The following is a 23,392-nucleotide window of genomic DNA, read 5'->3' on the forward strand; positions in this document are numbered from 1 at the left end:
AACTGATAAAATGAGTATGTTTGATATAGAACGAATAATGAACCCTAGCGGAGGTGCTTGTTAATGTCTTCAGTAGTAGTTGTTGGAACACAGTGGGGAGACGAAGGAAAAGGTAAGATTACTGATTTCCTTTCAGAAAATGCTGAGGTAATTGCACGATATCAAGGCGGAAATAACGCAGGCCATACAATTAAATTTGATGGCGAAACTTATAAATTACATCTTATTCCATCAGGAATCTTCTATAATGAAAAAACATCAGTGATCGGGAACGGAATGGTTGTGGATCCTAAAGCTCTTGTAAAAGAACTCAAATATCTTCATGACCGGAATGTCACAACAGATAATCTTCGAATCAGCAATCGTGCGCATGTCATTCTTCCTTATCATTTGAAATTGGATGAAGTTGAGGAAGAGCGCAAGGGTGCCAACAAAATCGGTACGACAAAAAAGGGAATCGGACCAGCTTACATGGATAAGGCAGCCCGTATCGGAATCAGAATTGCCGATTTGCTTGATTATGAATCATTCAAAGAGAAATTATCAAGAAATCTTGAAGAAAAGAACCGTTTGTTAGAGCGTTTCTATGAAACAGAAGGGTTCCATATCGATGAAATCCTGGATGAGTATTACGAATATGGCCAGCAAATCAAACAGTATGTTTGCGATACATCAGTTGTATTGAATGATGCTCTTGATGAAGGACGCCGTGTATTGTTCGAAGGCGCGCAGGGCGTTATGCTTGATATAGACCAGGGAACATACCCATTTGTGACTTCTTCCAATCCGGTTGCCGGTGGAGTGACAATCGGTTCTGGCGTAGGGCCGACTAAGATCACTCATGTAGTAGGAGTATCGAAGGCATATACGACACGTGTCGGAGACGGTCCATTCCCTACGGAATTAAATAACGAAATCGGAGACCAGATCCGTGAAGTAGGACGCGAGTATGGCACAACGACTGGCCGTCCGCGCCGTGTCGGCTGGTTTGACAGTGTTGTGGTAAGACATGCCCGCCGTGTAAGCGGATTGACGGACCTTTCTCTTAATTCCATCGACGTACTGACAGGAATTGAAACCCTGAAAATTTGTACAGCTTATAAATATAACGGTGAGGTCATCAATGAATTTCCTGCTAACTTAAATATCCTGGCTGAGTGTGAGCCTGTATATGAAGAGCTTCCTGGCTGGACAGAAGACATCACAGGATGCAAAACATTAGGTGAGCTGCCTGCGAATGCCCGCCATTATCTTGAGCGCGTATCCCAGCTGACAGGTATCCCTCTTTCCATCTTCTCGGTAGGACCTGACCGTTCGCAAACTAATGTTGTAAGAAGTGTTTGGAGCTAATATAAAAAAGCATGAGGCTGCGGGCCTCATGCTTTTTTTATTTCTTACACGCAAAGGAATATCCGGCCAGAAAAGGAGTCATTTTTAAAGAGGGCTCCCTCTCCAACCATAACATTTGCTGCTTTTTATGAGAGTGTGTTACTCAGCGATTGAAAAATATCGTCATCACAGATTATGTACAATATATCTTCTGTATTGAGTCTCTTTTCTGCCGCATTGCTGAAATCCATATCTTCATTGACTGCAATTAAAACCGCACCCTTTTCAAACAAACCATGAGATGCATCCTTATAGGTGTTCCAATCCTTCAACGGAGAAAGTTCATGGATGTTTTTCCCGAATTTTTTACTCAGCAGCTGCCTGAATAAACCTGTCGTTCCCGGCTGCAGAGTCGCCTTGGCCATCAGTAAGGACACAGAGTCATTGGACAGGATAAAATCATCGACATCAATATGGTTAAACAAAGGGATATTTTTCTCCTCCATAACCTCTACAATCGAATGAACATTGCCGTTATGTTTTTTTGATAGGGCTTCGACTGCAGAAGCAACTAAAAGTGATTTTCCATCTGCAAGGACTGGCTGGGTAATACTCATGTCCGAGAAAATCGCAACACGGTCGGCTTTTAAGATATTTGCTTTTAACAGAACTTCTTCATCGGAAGCGTCTCCGCTGATGAAATGGACGTTTTCATGTGAAAAAGGTGTTGTTTCCAACTGATCAATCAAGACAATTTTTTTTTCCCGATTATGGGCAAGGACTTCCTTGATTGCTCTTCCTGTACGGGATGACCAGCCGATATAGACAAAATGTCCTTCCTTCTTATACAAAAGCTTCCCCTCCTTTTTTAACGTATTATAGGTCGCCAATGCGTCCATGATTTTGCTGATCAATAACCCGATAATTCCTATTCCAAATATAAAGAGGAAAATACCGAGCAGCCTGCCTTCCACCGTCAAGGGTGAATAGTCTCCATAACCGACAGTTGTCAGTGTTGTCATGGTCCACCAAAAGCCCTCGAATAATGTAGGAAAAGTATCGGGTTCTAATAAATGAATAGAAAAAGTCCCAAAAAGCACAATCACTAATGACATAAGGGCTATTACCCAAAAGTCCATTGTGGAGATTTTCTTCCATAGTCTTATGAAAATCGTCAAACATGTACACCTCCTGCTTTTTTCTTCCATATTAACATGAATTAGAAAGATCACTCAGGCTTTTTAGGAAATTTCTTTCGATGATTTAATTTACCAGTAAATGGATAAATGTGCATATCAGCATTTTTTTCGGACGCAAAGCTGTATAATGCGTGCGTATAAGTGAATAACCCCTGCGCAAAGTTGTATATCCTGTGCGTATAAATGTATATTGCCCGCACATTTAATTAAAGAGGGCAAAACCAGAGAAATTTCAAATAATATTTTTTGTTAAAAAAGGACTATTCTTCAATATGATAGTGTATTCATAGTGGATAATCCCTATGTTTAGACATAATTCATCTTTTTCGACATTATTTTTTAAAAAGTTATTGCCTAAAATCTAACTCATGTGATACTATTATCTTCGTTGCTCCTAACAAAACGGCCCATTGGTCAAGCGGTTAAGACACCGCCCTTTCACGGCGGTAACACGGGTTCGAATCCCGTATGGGTCACCAAGTTTTTTTACGAAGCGAAGCGGAGTAAAATAAACATCCTTAAAAAAAGCATCAGCGCAAGAGCGAAGCGGAGTAAAATAAACAACCTTAAAGTCGCGCAGCGAAGTGGAGCTTTAAAATCCCTTCAAAAAGCGAAAATGATCTTTTTGTTATTTTGACAAGATTTCTGCTCCTTGCATTAAGGACAGATATTTTGGTCAGTTGCTTCTGCTCCTTACATTAAGGACAGATATTTTGACTGACGTCAAAAATCTTTGGTCCGGTAGTTCAGTTGGTTAGAATGCCTGCCTGTCACGCAGGAGGTCGCGGGTTCGAGTCCCGTCCGGACCGCCATTTACATATTTACCGAAACTCCTTGGCTCAGTAGCTCAGTTGGTAGAGCAATGGACTGAAAATCCATGTGTCGGCGGTTCGATTCCGTCCTGAGCCATCACCTAAAAAGCATTGCGACGACATGACTCTCGCAATGCTTTTTTATTTTCTCTATAGATCTCTGCAGGCAAACAATTCCGAGTTTGAATAAGTCCTATAGCCCCTATACTATTTCCTATCTTCTTTCTCTTACCATTCCCCTAAATGTTACATCGAAAAGGCAGAATTTGTAACTTATTATACAATTATGTTACATTATGAAAACGTTTATCCGTATTTAACAGTTTTATGGTAGATTATAAAAGTATCATTTTAAATTAAACTTATTTTTTTAGGTAAAAGAGACTAGTATTTTGTTAGGCTTTAGTTTCTTTGTCTTTAGCTAGGAGGAAAGACCAGTGACTTGGAGAACACCCAATCATTCATCTAAAGAAGATAGTCCAAATAATATAATACATAAATCTGCTGCTCTATTAAAAAAGGCAGCTATTACAACATTAGCTCTTTCTACACTTACTTTTGGAGCAGTTTCCGCAAACAGTGAGGATTCTCAATTAAAGACGATCTATCATGTTTATATGGGTAAGGAGTATGTGGGCCCTGTAACTGATAAATCTGCAGTTGAGAAGGCCATTGAAAGCAAGCTTGAAGCAGAAGAAGAGAAATATGAATCTATTGAATTAGAAGTTGGACAAACAATAACATATATCCCTGAACAAGTCTTCAGGTCAACAGGCAGCAACGAAGCTGTCATTGAACAGCTTACTCAGAATGTTGAGGCGAAAGCAAAGGCTGTTTCCATCTCATTTGGAGATAAACCGGCTGTAATGGTTAAGGACCAGGACGAGGCTGATTTAACAATTGAGAAATTGAAACTTAAGTTCGTTTCGGAAGAAGAGCTGAAAGAGCTTGAAGAAGGAACAGCGGATTCTAATGAAGATTCTAATGAAGATTCTAAGCTATTATCAGTAAAAGTCTCTGAAAAAGTCGATTTCGGTGAAGCAAAAGCAGCGCCGGAAGAAATTTTGAGTGCTGATAAAGCGGTTGAATATCTTCTGAAGGGAACGCTTGAAGAAAAGAAGTACCTTGTTCAGGAAGGTGACGTGTTAGGAAATATTGCTGAAAAGCATGACTTGACCACGGGAAAGCTTCTTGAATTGAACCCTGGCTTAAATGAAGACAGCTTGCTTCAAATCGACCAGGAAATCAATGTAACGGTATACAAGCCTCTTGTTCATGTAACGGTTGAGAGAGAGAATGCAACTGTCGAGACGATTGCCTATGCAAAAGAAGTCATTGAAGATTCTTCTATGAACAAAGGCGATATCAGAGTGAGACAAGAAGGCCAGGAAGGCGAGAAGTCCGTCACATACCTTACGAAAGAAGAAAATGGCGTACAAGTCAACCGCACTGTAAAAGAAGAAAAGGTTACAAAAGAACCTGTGAAATATATTGTCCTTAAAGGAACAAAAGTAACTCCTTCCAGGGGTTCAGGCAGTTTTGTATGGCCTACAAACGGTGGATATGTCTCTTCGCGTGTCGGCCAGCGCTGGGGTAAAATGCATAAAGGAATCGACATTGCCCGTCCAAGCAACCTGACAATCAAAGCAATCGATAATGGAACAGTTGTATCAGCCGGCTGGGATTCTGGCGGATATGGAAATAAAGTGATTATCGACCATAATAACGGGTATAGATCTGTTTATGCTCATTTAAGCAGCATCCATGTTTCAGCTGGACAAACAGTATCTGCCGGTTCTTCTATCGGAAAGATGGGCCAAACAGGGCAGTCCACTGGTGTCCACCTGCACTTGGAAGTATATAAGAATGGTTCATTGGTTAATCCTTTAAGCCTCTATTAATATGACTTTAATAATTTCATGCCTCTGGCCGACCGGCTCAGGGGCTTTTTCTTTATAAAAATGGAGTTGTTATTCAGGTGTACATGCTGAAAATTAAATCTAATAACAAAACTGATTTGTTCTGTAATGCTATTTTTGTTATTAGTGAATCAGGAACCCGAATATAGAAAAACACTTTTCTTAGTTATGGAAAATCAATGTTTCAGTGAAATATAGAATCAACTATTGATTGGAGCGGAAGGTGTGCGACCTCCTGCGGGATTCGCGGGACAGGTGAGACCAAGGTTACGTACCCACTGGAACGTAACCCCGCAGGCGAATCCAGCTCCAGCGGCCAGCGACTAGCAGATTTCGGTCTCTCTCCTTGCGATAAGTCATCATCGAATCACTTTGTTCTTCGTGATTCCTTTATCTCATACGAGAGCCCTCCAATCTGTACGTCGCTAAACGGCCGCTTCCGCTTTTTATGAAGCTGAGGAGGCTCACCGCCCGCCCCGCGGAGTCGCACCTGGAGCGGAAATCAGGCAAATCAACCTAAGTAGTTCCATAAAAACTAGATCAATCATTACTAAAGCTATAAAAATAAAGAAAAAGTCTACAAAGAGAGCATTAGGGAAAGATTACAATATAAAGACATTACCATTGTCATCCCATATAAAAGATGAATTAATACCGATAAAATGATAAATTAGAAACAACTATAAAAGTTAATAAGCTTTCAACCTGCATGACTAAGGGTTACTGCTATTCCTGAAATAAAGTCTATTAAGAGATAAAGGAGATTAGGGACTATGGATAAGAAAATACTTGTTGTAGACGATGAGAAACCGATTGCGGATATATTGCAGTTCAATTTAAAGAAGGAAGGCTATGAGGTCCATTGTGCTTATGATGGCGATGAAGCTGTCAAAATGGCTGAAGAGATCAAGCCGGATCTTGTCCTGCTTGATATCATGCTTCCTAACCGCGATGGAATGGAAGTCTGCCGGGAAATCAGAAAAAAGTATGAAATGCCAATCATCATGCTGACTGCAAAAGATTCAGAGATCGATAAAGTCCTTGGCCTTGAATTGGGTGCAGATGATTATGTCACTAAACCATTCAGCACCAGGGAACTGATTGCAAGGGTCAAAGCTAACCTGCGCCGCCATCAGCATGGGGCTTCACAGCAGGCTGATGAAGCGGGAAGCAATGAAATTGCAGTCGGTTCCTTAGTGATCCATCCTGATGCCTATATCGTATCGAAGCGGGGAGATACCATTGAACTTACTCACCGCGAATTCGAACTTCTTCACTACCTGGCCAAACATATCGGCCAAGTGATGACACGTGAACACCTTCTTCAAACGGTATGGGGATATGACTATTATGGAGATGTGAGAACAGTTGATGTGACAGTACGCCGTTTACGTGAAAAAATTGAGGACAACCCAAGCCATCCTAACTGGATCGTAACAAGAAGAGGAGTCGGCTATTATTTACGCAATCCGGAACAGGAGTAATTAAATGAAGAAAGTAGGCATCACCCGTTCGATACATTTAAAGTTCGTCTTGATTTATGTGCTGCTGATCCTTTTGGCTATGCAGATCATTGGAGTGTACTTCGTCCGTGAACTTGAAAATAAATTGATCACCAATTTTACGAGCAATATCAAAGAAAATGTAAAATTTTTAGAGTATAACCTCCGTGAAGAAATGCTTAAGGAACGTACGGAAGAGGAAGCGGATCTTGAGCAGGATATCGACGACATCCTTTCCGACTTCTCGGGGGCAGATGTCTCAGAAGTGGTTGTTATTGACAGCAAGTACCGCATCCTTGGTTCTTCTAAAGACGAAAGCCTGGATACTGTCGGACAGAGAACAACGAATACAATGGTAAAGCGTGTGTTAGCAACGGGAAAAGAGATGGATGAAGCTTATCTGGATAACGAGACAGGTAAACGCATCTGGGTCTATACTTACCCGATTACCAACAACAGTGAGGAAATCGGGGCCATATATCTGATAGCAAAAATTGAAAATGTATACCAGCAGTTAGATGAAATCAATGATATTTTTTCAAACGGAACAGCGATTGCCCTTATCATCACAGCGATTCTTGGTGTTCTTCTTGGACAGACAGTCACAAGGCCGATTTCTGATATGAGAAAACAGGCCCTTGCCATGGCCAAAGGGAATTTCTCCAGGAAGGTCAAGGTATATGGCTATGATGAAATTGGACAATTGGCCATTACCTTTAACAACCTGACGAAAAGGCTGCAGGAAGCACAGGCAACGACTGAAGGAGAAAGAAGGAAATTATCATCCGTCCTTTCCTATATGACGGATGGGGTTATTGCCACAGACCGCAAAGGCAGAGTGATATTGATCAATGATCCCGCAGCAAAGATGTTGAATGTTTCACGTGAAACAGTCTTGTCACAACCCCTTGTTTCTCTGCTTGGATTGGATGAAAATTATACATTTGAGGATTTATCTAACGAACAGGATTCTATCATTTTAGATTACAGTACGAAAGAACAGCCATATATTTTAAGAGCAAACTTTTCTGTGATTCAAAAAGAAACAGGTTTCGTAAATGGAATCATTACCGTTCTTCATGATATTACCGAGCAGGAAAAGATTGATATGGAAAGAAGGGATTTTGTTTCAAATGTTTCTCATGAACTCAGGACTCCTTTGACGACAATGAGAAGTTATTTAGAAGCACTTGCAGAAGGGGCTTGGCAAGATGAAGAGATTGCTCCGCGTTTCCTCAGTGTAACCCAAGATGAAACAGAGCGGATGATCCGCCTTGTCAATGATCTGCTTCAACTTTCCAAGATGGACAGCAAAGATTATCGTTTTAATAAAGAGTGGATAGAATTTGTCGGCTTTTTCCATCAGATTATTGACCGCTTTGAAATGTCCAAAAGCCAGAATGTCACGTTTAAAAGAAAACTTCCGGACAAAGCACTTTTTGTAGATATTGATAAAGATAAGCTGACCCAGGTACTGGATAATATCATTTCCAATGCATTGAAGTATTCCCCTGAAGGCGGCTTGCTTACTTTTAAAGTTGAAGAGAAAGATGAAATGATCCAAGTCAGCGTATCAGATCAGGGGCTGGGCATACCGCAAGATAACCTCAGCAAAATCTTTGAGAGGTTCTATCGTGTAGACAAAGCCCGTTCCAGACAAATGGGAGGTACCGGTTTAGGTCTTGCCATTGCGAAGGAAATGATATCAGCTCATGGAGGAAACATATGGGCTGAAAGTAAGGAAGGCACAGGGACAACCATTTCATTTACTCTTCCTTATGACAGTACACAAGAGGATGAATGGCAATGAAGTATGAACAAATAAAATCTATCATTCTTACTCTCCTCGTCGTTTCAAGTGTATTTTTGACTTGGAGTTTATGGACATACCAGCCGAATTTAGAACCTATTGAAGAGAATAATGTTACAGAGGATATTTTAATTAGTAGTACAAAGGAAATCAGTGAGACAGTACTTCCATATAAATTGCTCTATCACCGGAACGGCAATACTTTTGGCAGCCACAGTCAATTTGAAATAAAGAGCATGGTCAATCAAATGTCATCCTGGGATATCTATGAGATCACTGATATCTCAGGTTCTTTGACAGACGCTGAATTCAAGGAACTGGTTCATGGGGAAGACAGGGTGGAGATCATCCTTCCTGATGTTGTTTCCTTCCAAGTGTATAATGGGATATTAAAGTTTCAGGATAATGCTCTTCCAAATGACCTTTTTGACAGAATCGTTGTAAAAACAAAAAATGATTCCGACGATTTTGCAAAGGTTTACTTTGTTTCATATGGCAAACAAAAAGTATATGAAAGCCGGATCAATAGTTCGGCCTTACAAGCTTTCAGGGAAAATTTCGTCTTTAAAGCTCTGAGCCATGATGAGTATTTCGGTCATGATTTTTCAGAAAAGAGGCGGATTTACTTGCCTGAAAACTCGTTGGAGATGAACAGCTATAGTTACATTACAGCGCAATTCCCCTTTAAACAATTTGTCGATGCTTTATTCAGCAATCCAGCTTTGGTCAGCAATGAGCTGACCAATACTGGGGAGGAATATAATGATGATACCAGTCTGATGAGGGTGAAGTTTAATTCTAAGACATTTTCTTTTGTCAACACTGAGGAAGAAGCAGATGGAGAAGCGAGTGTGACCAGTTTAATCATGCAGACAACCGATTTTATTAATGATCACGGCGGTTGGCCTACAAGTCCTGTAGATTATCAGTATTTCAGCATCAGTAAGCCGCAAAGGGTGGTTCAATACCGGATGTTTGTTCATGATCTGCCTGTTTTTAATGAAAGCGGCATGGCCGAAATGAATACAGTGCTGGGGAAGGTGAACATTTATAAATATTCAAGGTCGTATATAAGGCCAACAGATATGCTTCCTCAAGCGACTAAAAGCGTTACGCTTCCATCAGGTGTTGAAGTCATCAATCGATTGTTAAAGGATAATAACAATCCAGATCAAATTGAAGCAATCATACCAGGCTTTAAGCTTTCCAATGATCCAAATGCTGGTGTTTCAAATGCCGTTCTTCTTGAACCTGCATGGTATTACAAGTATGCCGGTGCCTGGATACGTATACAGACAGAAGATGTTGGGGGGGTTCCTCTTGGATTGGAATAAAACGAAAACGATTTTCATCATCGTCTTTCTTATCCTGGATATTTTCCTGTTAACCCTCTTCATAAACAAGTATAATGAAAGTCAGTATGCTTTCCTTGGTGAATCAAAACTTGAGGACAAGCTGAAAGGTGACAATATCAAGTACGAGCAGCCACTGTTGAAAGAGCCTGAAAAACAGCCTTACCTAAACGCTGTGACCAAGGCATTCACAGAAGAAGATATAGACGGCCTGGAGAACCAGGCAGCCGAAATTATTGATTCGACAACAATCACTTCTAAGCTTGGTGATAACCAGTATGTATTAAGTGAAGACTTCAAGCCGGAAGAATTGACGGAATTTATTAAGGAAAATATTCTTTATGGTGATAGATATGCATTTTGGGAAATAGACGAGGAACAGCAGCGAATTCTCTATTACCAGACATACGAAGGGAAGCCTCTTTATAAAAACATTAATGGAGAGCTGGCGATTTACTATAACGAAAACCGGGAAATTGTATCATACAGCCAGACGTTAATGACAAGCTTTGAAGAGTTTACTGATAAGAAAAATGTCATCCCTCCAATGCAGGCAATTGAAACGTTGTATTATAAAGAAAATCTAGAGCCTGACAGCTCGATCGCCAGCCCGGAGATGGGTTTTTATACGTTAGTCCCTGAGGCAGAAAGACAGGTATTGACGCCAGCATGGCACTTTACTGTCACTAAGGACGGAGAGGAAGAACATTATTTCCTCAACGCCTTTGAAGGGCAAATCATCGAGTTTACAAATACAGAAAAAGAAATACTGGAGTGAGAGAAATGTCTATGCATTTTAGTGTACTTGCCAGCGGAAGTACTGGAAATGCGATTTATGTTGAAACAGACCAGAACTCATTCCTTGTGGATGCTGGTTTGAGCGGTAAACAAATGGAAGGTTTGTTTCAGAAGATTGATCGCAGCATTAAAGATTTATCGGGGATATTCGTTACACATGAGCACAGTGATCATATAAAGGGAATTGGAATTCTTGCCCGTAAATATGGACTTCCAATTTACGCAAACGAGAAAACATGGAAAGCAATGGAGCCTTTAATCGGCAATGTTCCTTTGGAGCAGAAGTTTGAATTCAGCATGGAAACGGTCCAGTCGTTCGGCTCACTAGATATTGAATCATTTGGCGTTTCGCATGATGCAGCTGAACCGATGTTCTATACCTTTCATCATGAAGGCCGGAAATTGGTCTTAGTGACAGACACTGGATATGTAAGTGACCGTATGAAAGGCATCATTTCTAATGCGAACACGTATGTATTTGAAAGCAACCACGATGTCGATATGCTCAGAATGTGCCGCTACCCATGGAGCATCAAACGCCGTATCCTCAGTGACGTCGGACATGTATCTAATGAAGATGCGGCCATTGCTATGAGTGAGGTATTTGGCGATCAAACGAAGAGCATATACCTTGCCCATTTAAGTAAAGATAACAATATGAAAGACCTTGCCCGTATGAGTGTTTCTCAAACATTGGAAACCAAGGGAATCAAAGTTGGCGAGCAATTCGACCTGCTTGATACGGACCCTAAAATTCCTACCGCACTTACAGCAGTCTGATTATGTTTTAGGTGGAATGATCAGGGAAGATAAAAGATGAAAGCACTCGCTGCTTTCATCTTTTTTTATCTTCATGTTGTTTGAGAAGATTTAATAATAAGAGGCTTATGAGTGGATAAATCCGAAAAAATTTTATAAAATTTAAGCAAATTTCCATTTTACCTGACTATATTTTTGACTATGTAGGAAAAATATTAGAGATGTATAGGAAAGGGTGTATCAGTAGATGGGCTATTACGACCAGGATTACGAAAATACGAGATCTAAACAGAAAGGAAACCGTGGAGGATACTTTCTCGCCAGTCTTCTAGGAATCATATTAGGTGCTATTCTTGTCATTGTTGCCTTACCCCAATTAAGTGATTGGGATGTCCTTCCGTACGATCCTGACAGAAATTTAGCAGAAACCGATAAAGCTTATCATGATGGACAGAATGCAGATGCAAGAAATCTTTCTGTCGATGTGACCACTGACGTTACAGCAGCAGTTGAAAAAGCGGGAGATGCTGTTGTAGGAATCAGCAATATACGTTCTCAAAGCTTTTGGGAACAGACTGGACAGGAGGCAGGAACTGGCTCAGGAGTCATTTATAAGAAAGCTGGAGGAAAGGCCTACATAGTGACGAACTTTCATGTTATTGAAGGCGCTGATCAGTTGGAAGTGACACTTTCTGACGGCTCGAAGCTTTCTGCCGAATTAAGAGGCGGCGATGTATGGACGGATCTGGCTGTGCTTGAAGTAGATGGAGGTCCAATCAAAGATGTTGCCGAATTCGGCAATTCCGATGAATTGAAGACAGGTGAGCCGGTTCTTGCAATCGGGAATCCTTTGGGGCTGTCATTCTCGGGATCCGTCACACAAGGGATTATATCAGGGCTTGAACGTACGATTCCGGTGGATGTCAATCAGGATGGAATGGAAGATTGGCAGGCAGAAGTTCTCCAGACAGATGCCGCCATCAATCCGGGGAATAGTGGTGGAGCCCTCGTTAATATCGCAGGTCAACTGGTTGGAATCAATTCAATGAAAATTGCTCAGGAGGCAGTTGAAGGAATTGGCTTGGCTATTCCTATTAACGCAGCTCAGCCGATCATTGAAGACTTAGAGGAGTTTGGTGAAGTAAAACGTCCTGCTATGGGAGTTACATTGGAGAATGTCAACGAAATTACGGCGTATCACCAGCAGGAGACATTGAATCTGCCAGAGAATGTTAAAGATGGCGTCATGATCCGCCAGGTGGTTCCAAACTCTCCTGCTGCCCAAGCCGGACTTCAGGAACTCGATGTAATCGTTGAACTCGATGGAGAAAAAATCACCGATATCATCGCTCTTCGCAAACATTTATATAATGAGAAAGATGTCGGCGAGCAAATGGAAGTGACGATATATAGAAATGGCGAGCTTCAAGAAGTATCAATGAGGCTGACAGATGAGTCACGTCTGTAATGTGGATAACTTAATAAGCAGGTTAGTGCCCAGCACTTTCCTGCTTATTTTTTTAATGATATGATGACTTGTGGATAAATTAAAATGAATGAAATCATTTACAGAGCGGAGGGAAAACATGATATATTGCTGTACTGAACACGTTGAGTTAGCAATGGACATCATTGTGGATGAATATGAAGTTGCTCCAAAATTAGAACAATTAACAGGAAATGAAGACTTATCCACAAATTGTGAGTATTGTGAGAATAAAGCGGAATATATTGTGGCGAACTAATATTCTCCATACGATATATGGATGTTGCTGTGGATATGTGGATAACATCTGTGGATAACGTGTTTGTAAATCGGTTGTAAAGCGAGTGTGAATTGTGAATATCTCAATAGTGACGGTTGGAAAGTTGAAAGAAAAATATCTCAAGCAGGGAATAGATGAATATTTAAAACGTTTGAGTGCATACGCTAAAGTTGAAATCATTGAAGTTTCCGATGAAAAAGCCCCGGAAGAATTAAGTGAGACGGAAATGATGCAAGTCAAAGGCAAAGAAGGCGAACGGATCTTGAGCAAGATTTCCCCGGATACCCATGTCATTGCATTGGCCATCGAGGGAAAAATGAGAACGTCAGAAGAACTGGCCGATAATCTGGATAAGCTCGCTACATATGGGAAAAGCAAGGTGGCTTTTGTCATCGGTGGATCATTGGGATTGAGTGATGAAGTCATGAAGCGGGCGGATGAAACTCTTTCTTTTTCGAAGATGACGTTTCCCCATCAGTTGATGCGGTTAGTATTGGTCGAGCAGATTTATCGGGCTTTCAGGATTAATCGGAATGAACCTTACCACAAATAATAATTGTACAGAAAATGAATTCAATAAATGCAGAAAGAGACAGGTACTGCCCCCTGTCTCTTTCTGCATTTATTGACCTTCTTACAATCTCACAGGTACTTGAACTAAGTCCCGAATACTCCCATCCCGCGCACTTCTTGTGTAAACCCATATTTCACCTGATTGAGAAGCCGGCTGCTGATCAAATGATATTTCAGTTGAAAAGGATCCATATGCAGGAGCACCTGCTGTTGTTTGAATAGGTGATTCATCTTTTACAATTTGGCCATTTTGATCAACAATCCGGTAGAGAATAGCCCCCTCGAAGGCACGTGCATAACCTGTAAGCTTCTGCCCTTCTTGTACCCTTCTGCCTGGAAGCGGTTGAAATACAGCAATATTATTTGAAGTTGGAAGCGGAATAATGAGCTGATAACCAGGGAAAATGACATCAGGAGAGATTCCCGGGCGTTCACGATTGGATTCAAGTAATGTTGATAAAGATATTCCAAAGCGTTGAGCGATTTTGTTTAATGTGTCCCCTTGTTCGACTAAATATATGAGAGCCGGCACTCGAAGAAGCTGATTTTGGTAAATGAGGTTGGGATTAATGATCTGCGGATTTATTCCTTGAAGTAATCCCACCGTTGTTGAATACCGTCTGGCTATCTGCTGCAGTGTTTCTCCACTGCTGACGATGTGATTCACTTGTCTCTTACCAGGTTTTGAAATAACCAGAACTTGACCGGGAAAGATAAGATAGGGATCTGTCACAGGAGGGTAGACCGCATTTGCGTCAACGAGGAGCGGCACGGTCCCTCCTATACCTGAAGCAATCGAATACAAGGTGTCTCCCTGTTTAATTGTATAGACAATGGAAGTACCCTCAACAATAGGCATACTATCACTCCTACGTTCATTTTCTTCTTCCTGATCAGGATATTCGTCTACATCAAAAGCGGTGATTAAAATAATTACCACCAAATCCATTTCTATCTACTCATCAGCATTGTTTACCATCGTTAATAGATTAAAGGAGTTTTATGTCAGGTAAAAAGCACTAAATCTCGTTGTATACAAAAATGTAAACAAGTACACAATGTGTATTCTTGATGTGTACAATCCTGTGTACGTGTATACAAAGGTGTACACAACCTTGTAAATCAACATGTATACGAGGTGTGTTTGTTGTATACAAATCTGTAAACTTGTATTCTTTTTGACTACATCTAAGGTCTTATTGACGTTTATAGGAATCTGCTATAATCTGTAAGTATATTCAGAAAATTTAATAGATTGAAAGGATGATTTGGTGAGCGTATCCAGAGTTGCAGCTATCGATGTAGGAAATGATTGTGTGAAGGCTTTATTTGGAAAGTTGGATTATGAACTATATCTGCCGAATGTCATTGCGAGGGATACAGAGGATCGGCCAGTAATCGGCATTGAAGAATTAAATGAAAAAGATCCACTCGACGGTATACATATCCGCGTCCACTCCCCTGCCCTTAAAGAAAATAACATTATCTATCGAGTAGGAAGCCTGGCAACCAAAAGTGACAATGCAACTGAATTAGATCCGGGCAGTACCAAATCTGAGGAAGACCAAACCCTTGTCATGCTGTTCGCAGCGTTGGCTTTGGATGCAGTCCGTAATAATGAGTCTGAATCTCCAAATAAAAACAAGAGTGTAATAGATGCCAACTATACCCTTGGAACCGGATTGCCACTAAGGGAAGTGAAGGAAGGAAAAGATGTTGGATATCGGGCCCAGCTGTTAGGATCCGTCCACCAGGTGGAATTCCTGATCACTCCTAAACACCAAGGGAAAAAAGTAAATATTAAATTCGATCAAGTTAAGGTATATCCTGAAGGTTTTGCTGCTTATATCAATCTGGTAATGGACAATAATTTAAATATCATTAACAGGGATTTAATCGATAAAAGAATTCTTATCCAGGATATTGGCGGTTTATCAACGGATATTGCCGTCATAAAAAATAGAAATGTAGATGACGATAAAGCACAGGGCTTTAATATCGGTATCTCAGAATATTTAGAAGCGATCAGGGAAGAAATCAGGACAAAACATGGGATTGAATTAGACAGCAGAAGAGATGTTGTGGACATCATCACAAGAAAAAATGACCGCAATCATATCATGGTAAAAGGAAGCCGGACAAGCGTCCATGATATCACCGACCGGATTCTCCTCGAACTGGCTAAGAAACAATATCGCTTTTTGCGAAATGTATGGCAGAAAAACTCCCAAACGGAAATCTGCTATTTTGTAGGCGGCGGGGCAGCGGTTTTGAAGGATTATCTCAAGACTTTAAACAACAATCTCGATGGATATAATATCGAATTCTTTGAAGATGAAAAAGAAAGCATCTGGATGATGGCGAATGCTTACTATAAACTCATTTCCGATTTTGTTAAAAGTAATGAGAAACAGAAAAAAGAAAGTGACGCCAAAAAACAAACGGTATCCAATTAAGGTGGTTTTATGAAAAATACCGGAGTGACCAGGATTCAAAGAGGGCAGGCCATCACCTTCCGCCTGCCAGCAGACACGCCTGACCATATTATCAAGCAGCTGCAAACGATGAAAGAAAGGGAGAGAAGAAATTTTTCCAGTAAAATTGCCGAGATGGTGCTCGAAGGCGTAAACCATTCTCTTTCTAAAGAAAAAGAACTGATTACCATCCCTCTTCCCAAACAGTTAACGAAAGAACAGCGAAATTGGCTGCGGCACTCCCATTCCGAGGCTTTATTGGGCAGCATCGTCCATCAGTTATTAGCTGACCCGGTACGGGCGGCATCGGTCCTGGCCTCTCTTAACAGCAATGCCCTGGATATAGATGAAGCACTCTATTTACAAGAGCATCCTGTAGATACTCTAAGAAAAAAGAGCGCGATGCCAGAGGATATGCTGGATGATGATTTAAATGAAGTTAACGAACAGCCAATATCACAAGCAATAGAGGAACAGGAAGATGATTTAGCAGATTTTAATTGGGAAGAGGCAAAGCAGCAAATAGCTGCCTCACATGAAGAGACCCCTGTTGAAGAGGACAAAGATAGTTTACTTGGTAGTTTTCTGTCTCACATGAATAAGTAAAAAAAGAAAATAGAAAAAGCAGGCAGTTCTACAAATTTAATAAAAAAGCTGTAAACTGACGCCAAAGCCTTAAGCATTGATATTGGGCTTTGGTATTTTTTGTGTCCGCAGAATAACTTATCATTTTTTTACAAGTTACTTTATATCGTTTATAATTATCAGATAACAGTTTTCTAAAAATCTAATAAATTATTTAAATATACTATAAAGATAGGTATAATTAAAATAGAAAAGGTCTTGTCCTATGGGACGCCTTTCTTTTTGAGAATAGTAATTAGCAGGAGCGCCTGCTCTTTTTGCAAATATAGGGATAAGGATGGGTGTAATGAGCAGCATACAGAAGAAAACAGACGTTATTTTAATCGGTGCTGGTGTCATGAGTGCAACATTGGGTTCATTACTGAAAGAGTTGGCACCTGAATGGGAAATAAAAGTATTTGAGAAGCTCGCAGATGCGGGTGTGGAAAGCTCTAACGAATGGAATAATGCCGGTACGGGCCATGCTGCATTGTGTGAGCTTAACTATACTTCTGAAAAGCCTGACGGGTCTATAGATATCAGCAAAGCGATCAAAATCAATGAACAATTTCAAGTTTCCAGACAGTTTTGGTCTTTTCTTGTTAACCGCAGCCTGATTCGTAATCCCGAGGAATTCATCATGCCGATTCCCCACATGAGCATGGTGCAAGGGGAAGACAATGTGAATTTCTTGAAAAATCGTTTTAAAGCGCTTTCAAATAGTCCTTTGTTTCAAGGAATGGAATTCTCTGAAGATCCTGAAAAACTAAAGGAATGGATTCCACTTATCATGGAAGGCCGTACTTCAAATGAACCGATAGCGGCAACTAAAATCGATTCTGGAACAGATGTGAATTTCGGTGCTTTAACCCGTATGTTATTTGACCACTTGAAGACTCAAAATGTTGAAGTCAACTACAGGCACGGTGTCGAGGATATTAAACGTTCCAGCGACGGAGACTGGGAAGTGAAGGTCCATAATATCGAGGAAAGCAGAATCGAACATCATACTGCCAAGTTTGTCTTCATCGGCGGAGGCGGCGGAAGTCTGCCGCTGCTGCAAAAAACCGGTATACCAGAGTCCAAGCGTATTGGCGGATTCCCTGTAAGCGGACTATTTTTGGTGTGCAACAATCCGGAAGTCGCTGAACAACACCATGGAAAAGTATATGGAAAAGCTAAGGTAGGGGCGCCGCCAATGTCTGTTCCGCATCTGGATACAAGATATATTGACGGTAAAAAATCGCTGCTGTTTGGCCCGTTTGCCGGCTTTTCACCTAAGTTCTTAAAGACAGGTTCCAACTTAGACTTATTAAAGTCTGTCAATCCGAATAATGTTCTCACTATGCTGTCTGCAGGCATGAAGGAAATGGCTTTGACAAAGTACCTGATCCAGCAAGTACTGCTATCCCATGAGAAGCGTATGGAAGAACTGCGCGATTTCATCCCGAATGCCAAAAGCGATGAATGGGATATCGTGGTGGCAGGCCAGCGTGTTCAGGTTATCAAAGATACTGAAACTGGCGGCAAAGGGACACTTCAATTCGGTACGGAAGTTGTCAGTGCGGCTGACGGCTCGATTGCCGCATTGCTTGGTGCATCTCCGGGTGCTTCTACTGCTGTCAACGTCATGTTAGAGTTATTTGAAAAATGCTTCCCAGAGCATATGAATGAATGGGAACCAAAACTCAAGGAGATGATTCCTTCTTACGGGGTTTCACTATCCGAAAACCCAGAGCTTTTCCGGGAAATTCATGCTTCAACGGCGAAAACGCTGGGTTTATGCGGGAAAGAAGAACATGCGTATAATTAAATAAAGTTAAAAGAACCTTCAATCTCTGGATTGAAGGTTTTTTTAGTAGTGAGGAGGGTGGTTCGGACTTTTGGTTAATCGGAGGCAGAATCGGTGCCTCGTTCGGACAGGAAAACGCTAAAGGGAGTAAGTAGAGTCCGAATGCGGGGGTGATTCGGACAGAAATGGATCGGGAAGGCTGTTTTGAGTCCGAATCGGTTCCACATTCGGACAGAAAAGCGCTAAAAGGAGTAAGCAGAGTCCGAATGCAAGGTTGATTCGGACAGAAATGGATCGGGAAGGCTGTTTTGAGTCCGAATCGGTGCCACATTCGGACAGAAAAGCGCTAAAGGGAGTAAGTAGAGTCCGAATGTGGGGGTGATTCGGACAGAAATAGAACGGTAAAGGTGGTTTGAGTCCGAATCGGTGCCACATTCGGACAGAAAAGCGCTAAAGGGAGTAAGCAGAGTCCGAATGCAAGGTTGATTCGGACAGAAATGGATCGGTAAAGGTGGTTTGAGTCCGAATCGGTGCCACATTCGGACAGAAAACAGCCAAAAGAAGTAAGTAGAGTCCGAATGCGGGGGTGATTCGGACAGAAATAGAACGGTAAAGGTGGTTTGAGTCCGAATCGGTGCCACATTCGGACAGAAAACAGCCAAAAGAAGTAAGTAGAGTCCGAATCCGGCTCTCATTCACAGCCACTGACTTAAAAAGAGGAGAAATCAAAATGTTCTCACTCATAGTAAGTATCTTGTGTATTCCCTAGAGAAGTATAGTGCCTGTTTAAGATTCTGCTTAGGGTTCTCTTATTTAACTCCACGTCACACCAATGATAAATAGCTTGGGTAGTTAGTTTGCGGTCGGGAAACAGAAGCTGAAACTCTCTGATACTTCTTAAGAGAGCATTTTCGAATGTTTCGTGTTCTCCGCAACTTGCACATTGGAAGCGTTTATTGTTTTTAAAAATTGCAAATGCCCTGCATATTTTACAATAGACCCCCTTTTGAAGGTGATCATAATAATATTCCGGGAACATCTCAAATGGATTTTTTGTTTGATGCAAAGAGACTATTTTCTCAGCTAGTCTTGTGTTTTTTTCTTTCAATGCCGGCTGTGGTATTTCCAATTTATTCAAGAATTGATTGAGCTGGGTTGGGAAGATAATAGATTGATTTATCGGAGCTTGATAGAGGGTGAATTCAGGGTTGATAAAGATAACATAGGCTTCTACAATATAATCTTCTTTGAGGAATTGCAGTAGCTGACGGAGCAAAGTGGCACTCCTTTGTAATTGGTTAAGGGGATTTTTATATTCTTTTCCATTAGATGCCGCAAAGAGTTTATCTGAGTCCAGGTAGAAGTCTCCTTGGAAATTCTTAATTTCTAACAAGTGGATAATGCCTTCAGAAAGTATCAATGTATCGATTTGAAAGAAAGATTTGTTAACCTCCAGCAGCAAGCCGTTCAGAAAATGCCGACTATCATACAGATGATGTGATAGCAGATCAAAATTCACCTCTCCCTCATATCCTTTTTCAAGGTTTGAATAATGTAGTTTGTCTTTTTTGGATAAAATCATTCTCGTGTTCAAACTTCTCATAGCCAATAATTCATCAGATTCAGTTCGACTTTTTAGTAACATTTTCCACCTCCGCTATTTATTATACTAAAGTCTATTCTAATAAAGAAAGATAAAAGTAAGACCTCGTACTCCTCTTTCCTTACAACCTCAAATACTATATTCATAGATTCTTAGTTTGGCAGGAATAAAGACCATGGTTAAAGAAATAAATTGAATACTATATAAAAAGTTTTGAAGGGTGATAGCAATGGAAGAAGTAACAAAAGCAATTCAAGATGGATATCCCGAGGATTTCGCATGGTGTTATGGCTGCGGCCGGATGAATGAACATGGCCACCATTTCAGGACAGGCTGGAATGGGGAAAAGACCGTGACGATCTATGAGCCAAAAGAAGAGCATATGGCGATGCCCGGCTTTATATATGGCGGACTGGTAGCTTCATTGATTGACTGCCATGGGACCGGTTCGGCAGCGATTGCCTTGCATCATAAAAATGGGCACCAAATAGGTGATGAAGCAGAAACTCCCCGCTTTGTGACCGCTTCTTTAAATGTGGATTTCATAAAGCCTACGCCTGCTGGAGTTCCCTTGAAAGCATATGGCAAGGTACAAGAGATTCATCCAAAGAAATGGAAAGTTAAAACGGAAGTGTTTGCCGATGGCATTCTTTGCGCCCGCGGCGAAGTGACGGCTGTCGTCATGCCGGCTTCTTTTAAACAAAATTGAAAAACAGGAAACTACCTTTCTTTGATTGACAATTTCTGCAACTTTCACTATGCTAAAGATAACTGAATACGGAAAGAATAGGTTTGATTTACTGAAAGAATAGAAGTAAATCATTAAAAGGGAAGACCGGTGAAATTCCGGCGCGGTCCCGCCACTGTATATGGGAGTTTTCTATTAAAATACCACTGTCCAACGATGGGAAGGTGATAGAAAGCGTTGATCATGAGCCAGGAGACCTGCCTATTTTTGACGCCATTCGACCTACGCGGATAGGGAGGTGTACAACGTTTCTGGCATTATGCTGTCTTGCGTAATGACATCGGAATCATACAATGTACACACATCTCTTAGAATAGGGGTGTATTTTTTTTGCTTAAAATAAAACATAGGGGAGAGTTTGCAATGAATAAGGGAATTATGCAGCGTTTGGCGGTTCTATTTACCGTGCTCATGCTCGTTGTTGGCAACCTGGCGTTCGTTCAGCCGGCTGCTCATGCTGCTGCACTTGATAATGCAGTGACAATTAAGGCGATTGATGAAAACGGCGAGGTTGTTTTACCATTGACGGCCTTGGAGATAGAAGAAGGGGATACGGCTTTTGATATATTGAAGGAAGCCGGTGAGAAAAACAATGCAGAAATCCAAGCAACTATGGGTGAATACGGGGCTTTTATTTCTGGCATTGGAGGAGCTTCTCCAACAGGGGATGCTTACTGGTCTTTCAATATTAATGGAGTAAGTGCACAGGTCGGTGCTTCTACACACCAGGCTGTAGGCGGTGACCATTACCTGTTTGCTATTACAGAATGGCCAAATCCTTCTGTAACAGCCAAAGTATCTGTCACTGGAAAAGATGGAGCTGAAATTATTTCTGCAGAACCAGTAGAACTGATGCAAGGAGCCAGTGCATATGGCGCTTTAATCCAGGCGGCTGCAAAACATGATGTATCTGTACAAGCGACTGTTGATAACACATTCTTTACGTATATCAATAATGTCAACAATACAGATCTTGGTGCTAATGATTATTGGAGTGTCGGTGTTAACGGCAGTGGATTGAATACAAGTATCGTCGATTATACGATCCAGCCGGATGATCACGTACAATTGACACTTCAAACATATGAACCGCCGACTGATCCAGACCCGGAGGAGCCGGGCGAACCGGAAGAACCATCTGAGCCAGAAGAGCCGGTAGAGGAAGCAGATCCTGTTACAGATGAAGTCATCAATGAAAATGTTGCAAATATCTTATCATATATGAAAGCCAATAACGTTTCTGTTACATACGGAAACGAGTGGTGGGTGTGGGGACTAGCGAATACCAATGCAGAAATCCCACCTTCTTATGTTACAAGTGTAAAAGAAAGAGTTAAATCGGCAGAAGGAAACTTCAGAAATATTTATGATTTGGAAAAAATCATCATGGGATTGTCGGCAGCAGGCAAAAATGCAACCTCTATAGAGGGGTATGACCTGGTAGAGGCATTAGTCAATCATGCCAGCTTAGAAGATCCAGCAATCAATATGAACATCTACGCACTGCTGGCAGTCGATAGTGGACAATACGAAACACCTGAAGGCTTCAGAGAGCAACAAGTGGAAGCCATCCTTGAAAATGAACTGCCAGGCGGCGGCTGGAGCTTCTTCGGTTCTACTCCAAGCCCCGATATTACAGGAATGGCATTGGCTGCATTGGCCCCTTACAAGGAAGAGGCTGATGCAGGAGCAGCAATCAATCGCGCTGTCTCGTACCTTTCTGAAGCTCAGGGAGAGACTGGTGGGTATAACATCGATTCAAATGGAGGAGACGCCAGCGAATCCATTTCACAGGCAATAGTAGGTCTTGCTTCTGTAGGGGTGGACCCTAGTGGCGAAGCATTTACTAAAGCCGGCGGAAACCTTATTCAGCATTTAATGAAATTCAAACAGGCGGACGGGGGCTTCAGCCATTTGCAAGATGATGGATCTTCCAGTTCGATGTCTACACAACAGGCACTTTTAGCCTTAACAGCTTATCAAAACATTGGGGAACTGGTTTATCAATTTGAGCTGGATAGTGAGGAATCTCCTGAACAGCCTGAGCAGCCGGAAACAGAGCAACCGGAAGAAACAGAACAGCCGGAACAACCAAGCGATCAGGAAGAGACCGAGAAGGATCAAACAGAGCAGCCAGGGCAGTCGAATGAGATTGAAGCTGAAGAAGACACAACAACAGATAAGAAAACTGAAGGAGAGAAACTGCCTGACACAGGAACGAACACGATGGCTATTATGTTAGCGGGTCTTGGATTCCTGTTGATCGGTTTCATTCTTTTCTATATTAATCGTAAAAGAACAGCATAAATGATTGTTGGGTAATTTATCCCTT

18 protein-coding genes, 3 tRNA genes and 1 riboswitch are annotated in these 23,392 nt (G+C 41.4%); of the genes, 18 read left to right on the plus strand and 3 right to left on the minus strand.

Features of this window, described 5'->3' with window-relative positions:
• Window positions 1-63 precede the first annotated feature (63 nt).
• Window positions 64-1,350, plus strand: coding sequence for an adenylosuccinate synthase (locus tag M1E09_RS00120; protein ID WP_456272890.1), 1,287 nt, complete (start codon window positions 64-66; stop codon window positions 1,348-1,350).
• A gap of 125 nt (window positions 1,351-1,475) precedes the next feature.
• Here M1E09_RS00120 and M1E09_RS00125 read toward each other — a convergent pair whose 3' ends face one another.
• Window positions 1,476-2,507, minus strand: a complete 1,032-nt coding sequence (locus M1E09_RS00125; RefSeq protein WP_456272891.1) for a potassium channel family protein — start codon at window positions 2,505-2,507, stop codon at window positions 1,476-1,478.
• Window positions 2,508-2,932: 425 nt separating this feature from the next.
• Here M1E09_RS00125 and M1E09_RS00130 point away from each other — a divergent pair.
• The 12 genes from M1E09_RS00130 to rlmH all read left to right on the plus strand — a co-directional run bounded on the left by M1E09_RS00130 (window position 2,933) and on the right by rlmH (window position 13,799).
• Window positions 2,933-3,007 (plus strand) — tRNA-Glu (locus tag M1E09_RS00130).
• 256 nt (window positions 3,008-3,263) lie between these two features.
• Window positions 3,264-3,340 (plus strand) — tRNA-Asp (locus M1E09_RS00135).
• A gap of 24 nt (window positions 3,341-3,364) precedes the next feature.
• Window positions 3,365-3,437 (plus strand) — tRNA-Phe (locus M1E09_RS00140).
• Between the two features lie 340 nt (window positions 3,438-3,777).
• Entirely contained in the window at window positions 3,778-5,241 is a 1,464-nt protein-coding gene (locus M1E09_RS00145) for a peptidoglycan DD-metalloendopeptidase family protein (protein WP_456272892.1), read from the plus strand.
• A gap of 791 nt (window positions 5,242-6,032) precedes the next feature.
• The gene (gene yycF, locus M1E09_RS00150; protein ID WP_456272893.1) at window positions 6,033-6,743 is read left to right on the plus strand and encodes a response regulator YycF; all 711 of its coding nucleotides are present in this window, start codon (window positions 6,033-6,035) and stop codon (window positions 6,741-6,743) included.
• A gap of 4 nt (window positions 6,744-6,747) precedes the next feature.
• Entirely contained in the window at window positions 6,748-8,571 is a 1,824-nt protein-coding gene (gene walK / locus M1E09_RS00155) for a cell wall metabolism sensor histidine kinase WalK (RefSeq protein ID WP_456272894.1), read from the plus strand.
• A complete protein-coding gene (locus tag M1E09_RS00160; protein ID WP_456272895.1) occupies window positions 8,568-9,905 on the plus strand; it encodes a YycH family regulatory protein in 1,338 nt (445 codons plus the stop codon). The genes walK and M1E09_RS00160 overlap by 4 nt, the downstream gene beginning before the upstream one ends.
• Window positions 9,892-10,701, plus strand: coding sequence for a two-component system regulatory protein YycI (locus tag M1E09_RS00165; protein ID WP_456272896.1), 810 nt, complete (start codon window positions 9,892-9,894; stop codon window positions 10,699-10,701). Before M1E09_RS00160 ends, M1E09_RS00165 begins: the two co-directional genes overlap by 14 nt.
• A 5-nt stretch (window positions 10,702-10,706) precedes the next feature.
• Window positions 10,707-11,501 carry an MBL fold metallo-hydrolase gene (locus M1E09_RS00170; protein WP_456272897.1) on the plus strand — a complete coding sequence of 265 codons (795 nt, stop codon included), beginning with the start codon at window positions 10,707-10,709 and terminating at the stop codon, window positions 11,499-11,501.
• 226 nt (window positions 11,502-11,727) lie between these two features.
• The gene (locus tag M1E09_RS00175; protein ID WP_456272898.1) at window positions 11,728-12,948 is read left to right on the plus strand and encodes a S1C family serine protease; all 1,221 of its coding nucleotides are present in this window, start codon (window positions 11,728-11,730) and stop codon (window positions 12,946-12,948) included.
• Window positions 12,949-13,066: 118 nt separating this feature from the next.
• Window positions 13,067-13,225: a CxxH/CxxC protein gene (locus M1E09_RS00180; RefSeq protein WP_456272899.1), complete on the plus strand. Its 159-nt coding sequence runs from the start codon at window positions 13,067-13,069 to the stop codon at window positions 13,223-13,225.
• A gap of 94 nt (window positions 13,226-13,319) precedes the next feature.
• A complete protein-coding gene (rlmH, locus tag M1E09_RS00185; protein WP_456272900.1) occupies window positions 13,320-13,799 on the plus strand; it encodes a 23S rRNA (pseudouridine(1915)-N(3))-methyltransferase RlmH in 480 nt (159 codons plus the stop codon).
• A gap of 81 nt (window positions 13,800-13,880) precedes the next feature.
• On the opposite strand, the gene M1E09_RS00190 is transcribed toward rlmH, so the two are convergent.
• Window positions 13,881-14,768, minus strand: coding sequence for a LysM peptidoglycan-binding domain-containing protein (locus M1E09_RS00190; RefSeq protein ID WP_456272901.1), 888 nt, complete (start codon window positions 14,766-14,768; stop codon window positions 13,881-13,883).
• Window positions 14,769-15,090: 322 nt separating this feature from the next.
• Here M1E09_RS00190 and M1E09_RS00195 point away from each other — a divergent pair, with 322 nt between their 5' ends.
• From M1E09_RS00195 to M1E09_RS00205, 3 genes are all read left to right on the plus strand, one after another.
• Entirely contained in the window at window positions 15,091-16,275 is a 1,185-nt protein-coding gene (locus tag M1E09_RS00195; RefSeq protein ID WP_456272902.1) for an Alp7A family actin-like protein, read from the plus strand.
• A 9-nt stretch (window positions 16,276-16,284) separates the two neighbouring features.
• The gene (locus M1E09_RS00200) at window positions 16,285-16,899 is read left to right on the plus strand and encodes a hypothetical protein (RefSeq protein ID WP_456272903.1); all 615 of its coding nucleotides are present in this window, start codon (window positions 16,285-16,287) and stop codon (window positions 16,897-16,899) included.
• A 325-nt stretch (window positions 16,900-17,224) separates the two neighbouring features.
• Window positions 17,225-18,730, plus strand: coding sequence for a malate:quinone oxidoreductase (locus tag M1E09_RS00205; RefSeq protein ID WP_456272904.1), 1,506 nt, complete (start codon window positions 17,225-17,227; stop codon window positions 18,728-18,730).
• A 715-nt stretch (window positions 18,731-19,445) separates the two neighbouring features.
• On the opposite strand, the gene M1E09_RS00210 is transcribed toward M1E09_RS00205, so the two are convergent.
• The gene (locus tag M1E09_RS00210) at window positions 19,446-20,354 is read right to left on the minus strand and encodes a nuclease-related domain-containing protein (protein WP_456272905.1); all 909 of its coding nucleotides are present in this window, start codon (window positions 20,352-20,354) and stop codon (window positions 19,446-19,448) included.
• A gap of 187 nt (window positions 20,355-20,541) precedes the next feature.
• Here M1E09_RS00210 and M1E09_RS00215 point away from each other — a divergent pair, with 187 nt between their 5' ends.
• On the plus strand, window positions 20,542-21,021 hold the full coding sequence (locus tag M1E09_RS00215; RefSeq protein ID WP_456272906.1) for a PaaI family thioesterase: 480 nt from the start codon (window positions 20,542-20,544) through the stop codon (window positions 21,019-21,021).
• A gap of 62 nt (window positions 21,022-21,083) precedes the next feature.
• Window positions 21,084-21,279, plus strand: a riboswitch (cobalamin riboswitch).
• Window positions 21,280-21,423: 144 nt separating this feature from the next.
• Window positions 21,424-23,367 carry a DUF4430 domain-containing protein gene (locus M1E09_RS00220; protein WP_456272907.1) on the plus strand — a complete coding sequence of 648 codons (1,944 nt, stop codon included), beginning with the start codon at window positions 21,424-21,426 and terminating at the stop codon, window positions 23,365-23,367.
• Window positions 23,368-23,392: the final 25 nt, after the last annotated feature.

This window comes from Bacillus sp. AK031 (assembly GCF_053903065.1).

Coding starts and splice junctions, on each gene's coding strand:
- M1E09_RS00215 (WP_456272906.1), top strand. CDS start 20,542: ATGGAAGAAGTAACAAAAGCAATTCAAGATGGATATCCCGAGGATTTC.
- M1E09_RS00180 (WP_456272899.1), top strand. CDS start 13,067: ATGATATATTGCTGTACTGAACACGTTGAGTTAGCAATGGACATCATT.
- M1E09_RS00160 (WP_456272895.1), top strand. CDS start 8,568: ATGAAGTATGAACAAATAAAATCTATCATTCTTACTCTCCTCGTCGTT.
- yycF (WP_456272893.1), top strand. CDS start 6,033: ATGGATAAGAAAATACTTGTTGTAGACGATGAGAAACCGATTGCGGAT.
- M1E09_RS00220 (WP_456272907.1), top strand. CDS start 21,424: ATGAATAAGGGAATTATGCAGCGTTTGGCGGTTCTATTTACCGTGCTC.
- M1E09_RS00175 (WP_456272898.1), top strand. CDS start 11,728: ATGGGCTATTACGACCAGGATTACGAAAATACGAGATCTAAACAGAAA.
- walK (WP_456272894.1), top strand. CDS start 6,748: ATGAAGAAAGTAGGCATCACCCGTTCGATACATTTAAAGTTCGTCTTG.
- M1E09_RS00205 (WP_456272904.1), top strand. CDS start 17,225: ATGAGCAGCATACAGAAGAAAACAGACGTTATTTTAATCGGTGCTGGT.
- M1E09_RS00200 (WP_456272903.1), top strand. CDS start 16,285: ATGAAAAATACCGGAGTGACCAGGATTCAAAGAGGGCAGGCCATCACC.
- M1E09_RS00170 (WP_456272897.1), top strand. CDS start 10,707: ATGTCTATGCATTTTAGTGTACTTGCCAGCGGAAGTACTGGAAATGCG.
- M1E09_RS00210 (WP_456272905.1), bottom strand. CDS start 20,354: ATGTTACTAAAAAGTCGAACTGAATCTGATGAATTATTGGCTATGAGA.
- M1E09_RS00190 (WP_456272901.1), bottom strand. CDS start 14,768: ATGGATTTGGTGGTAATTATTTTAATCACCGCTTTTGATGTAGACGAA.
- M1E09_RS00120 (WP_456272890.1), top strand. CDS start 64: ATGTCTTCAGTAGTAGTTGTTGGAACACAGTGGGGAGACGAAGGAAAA.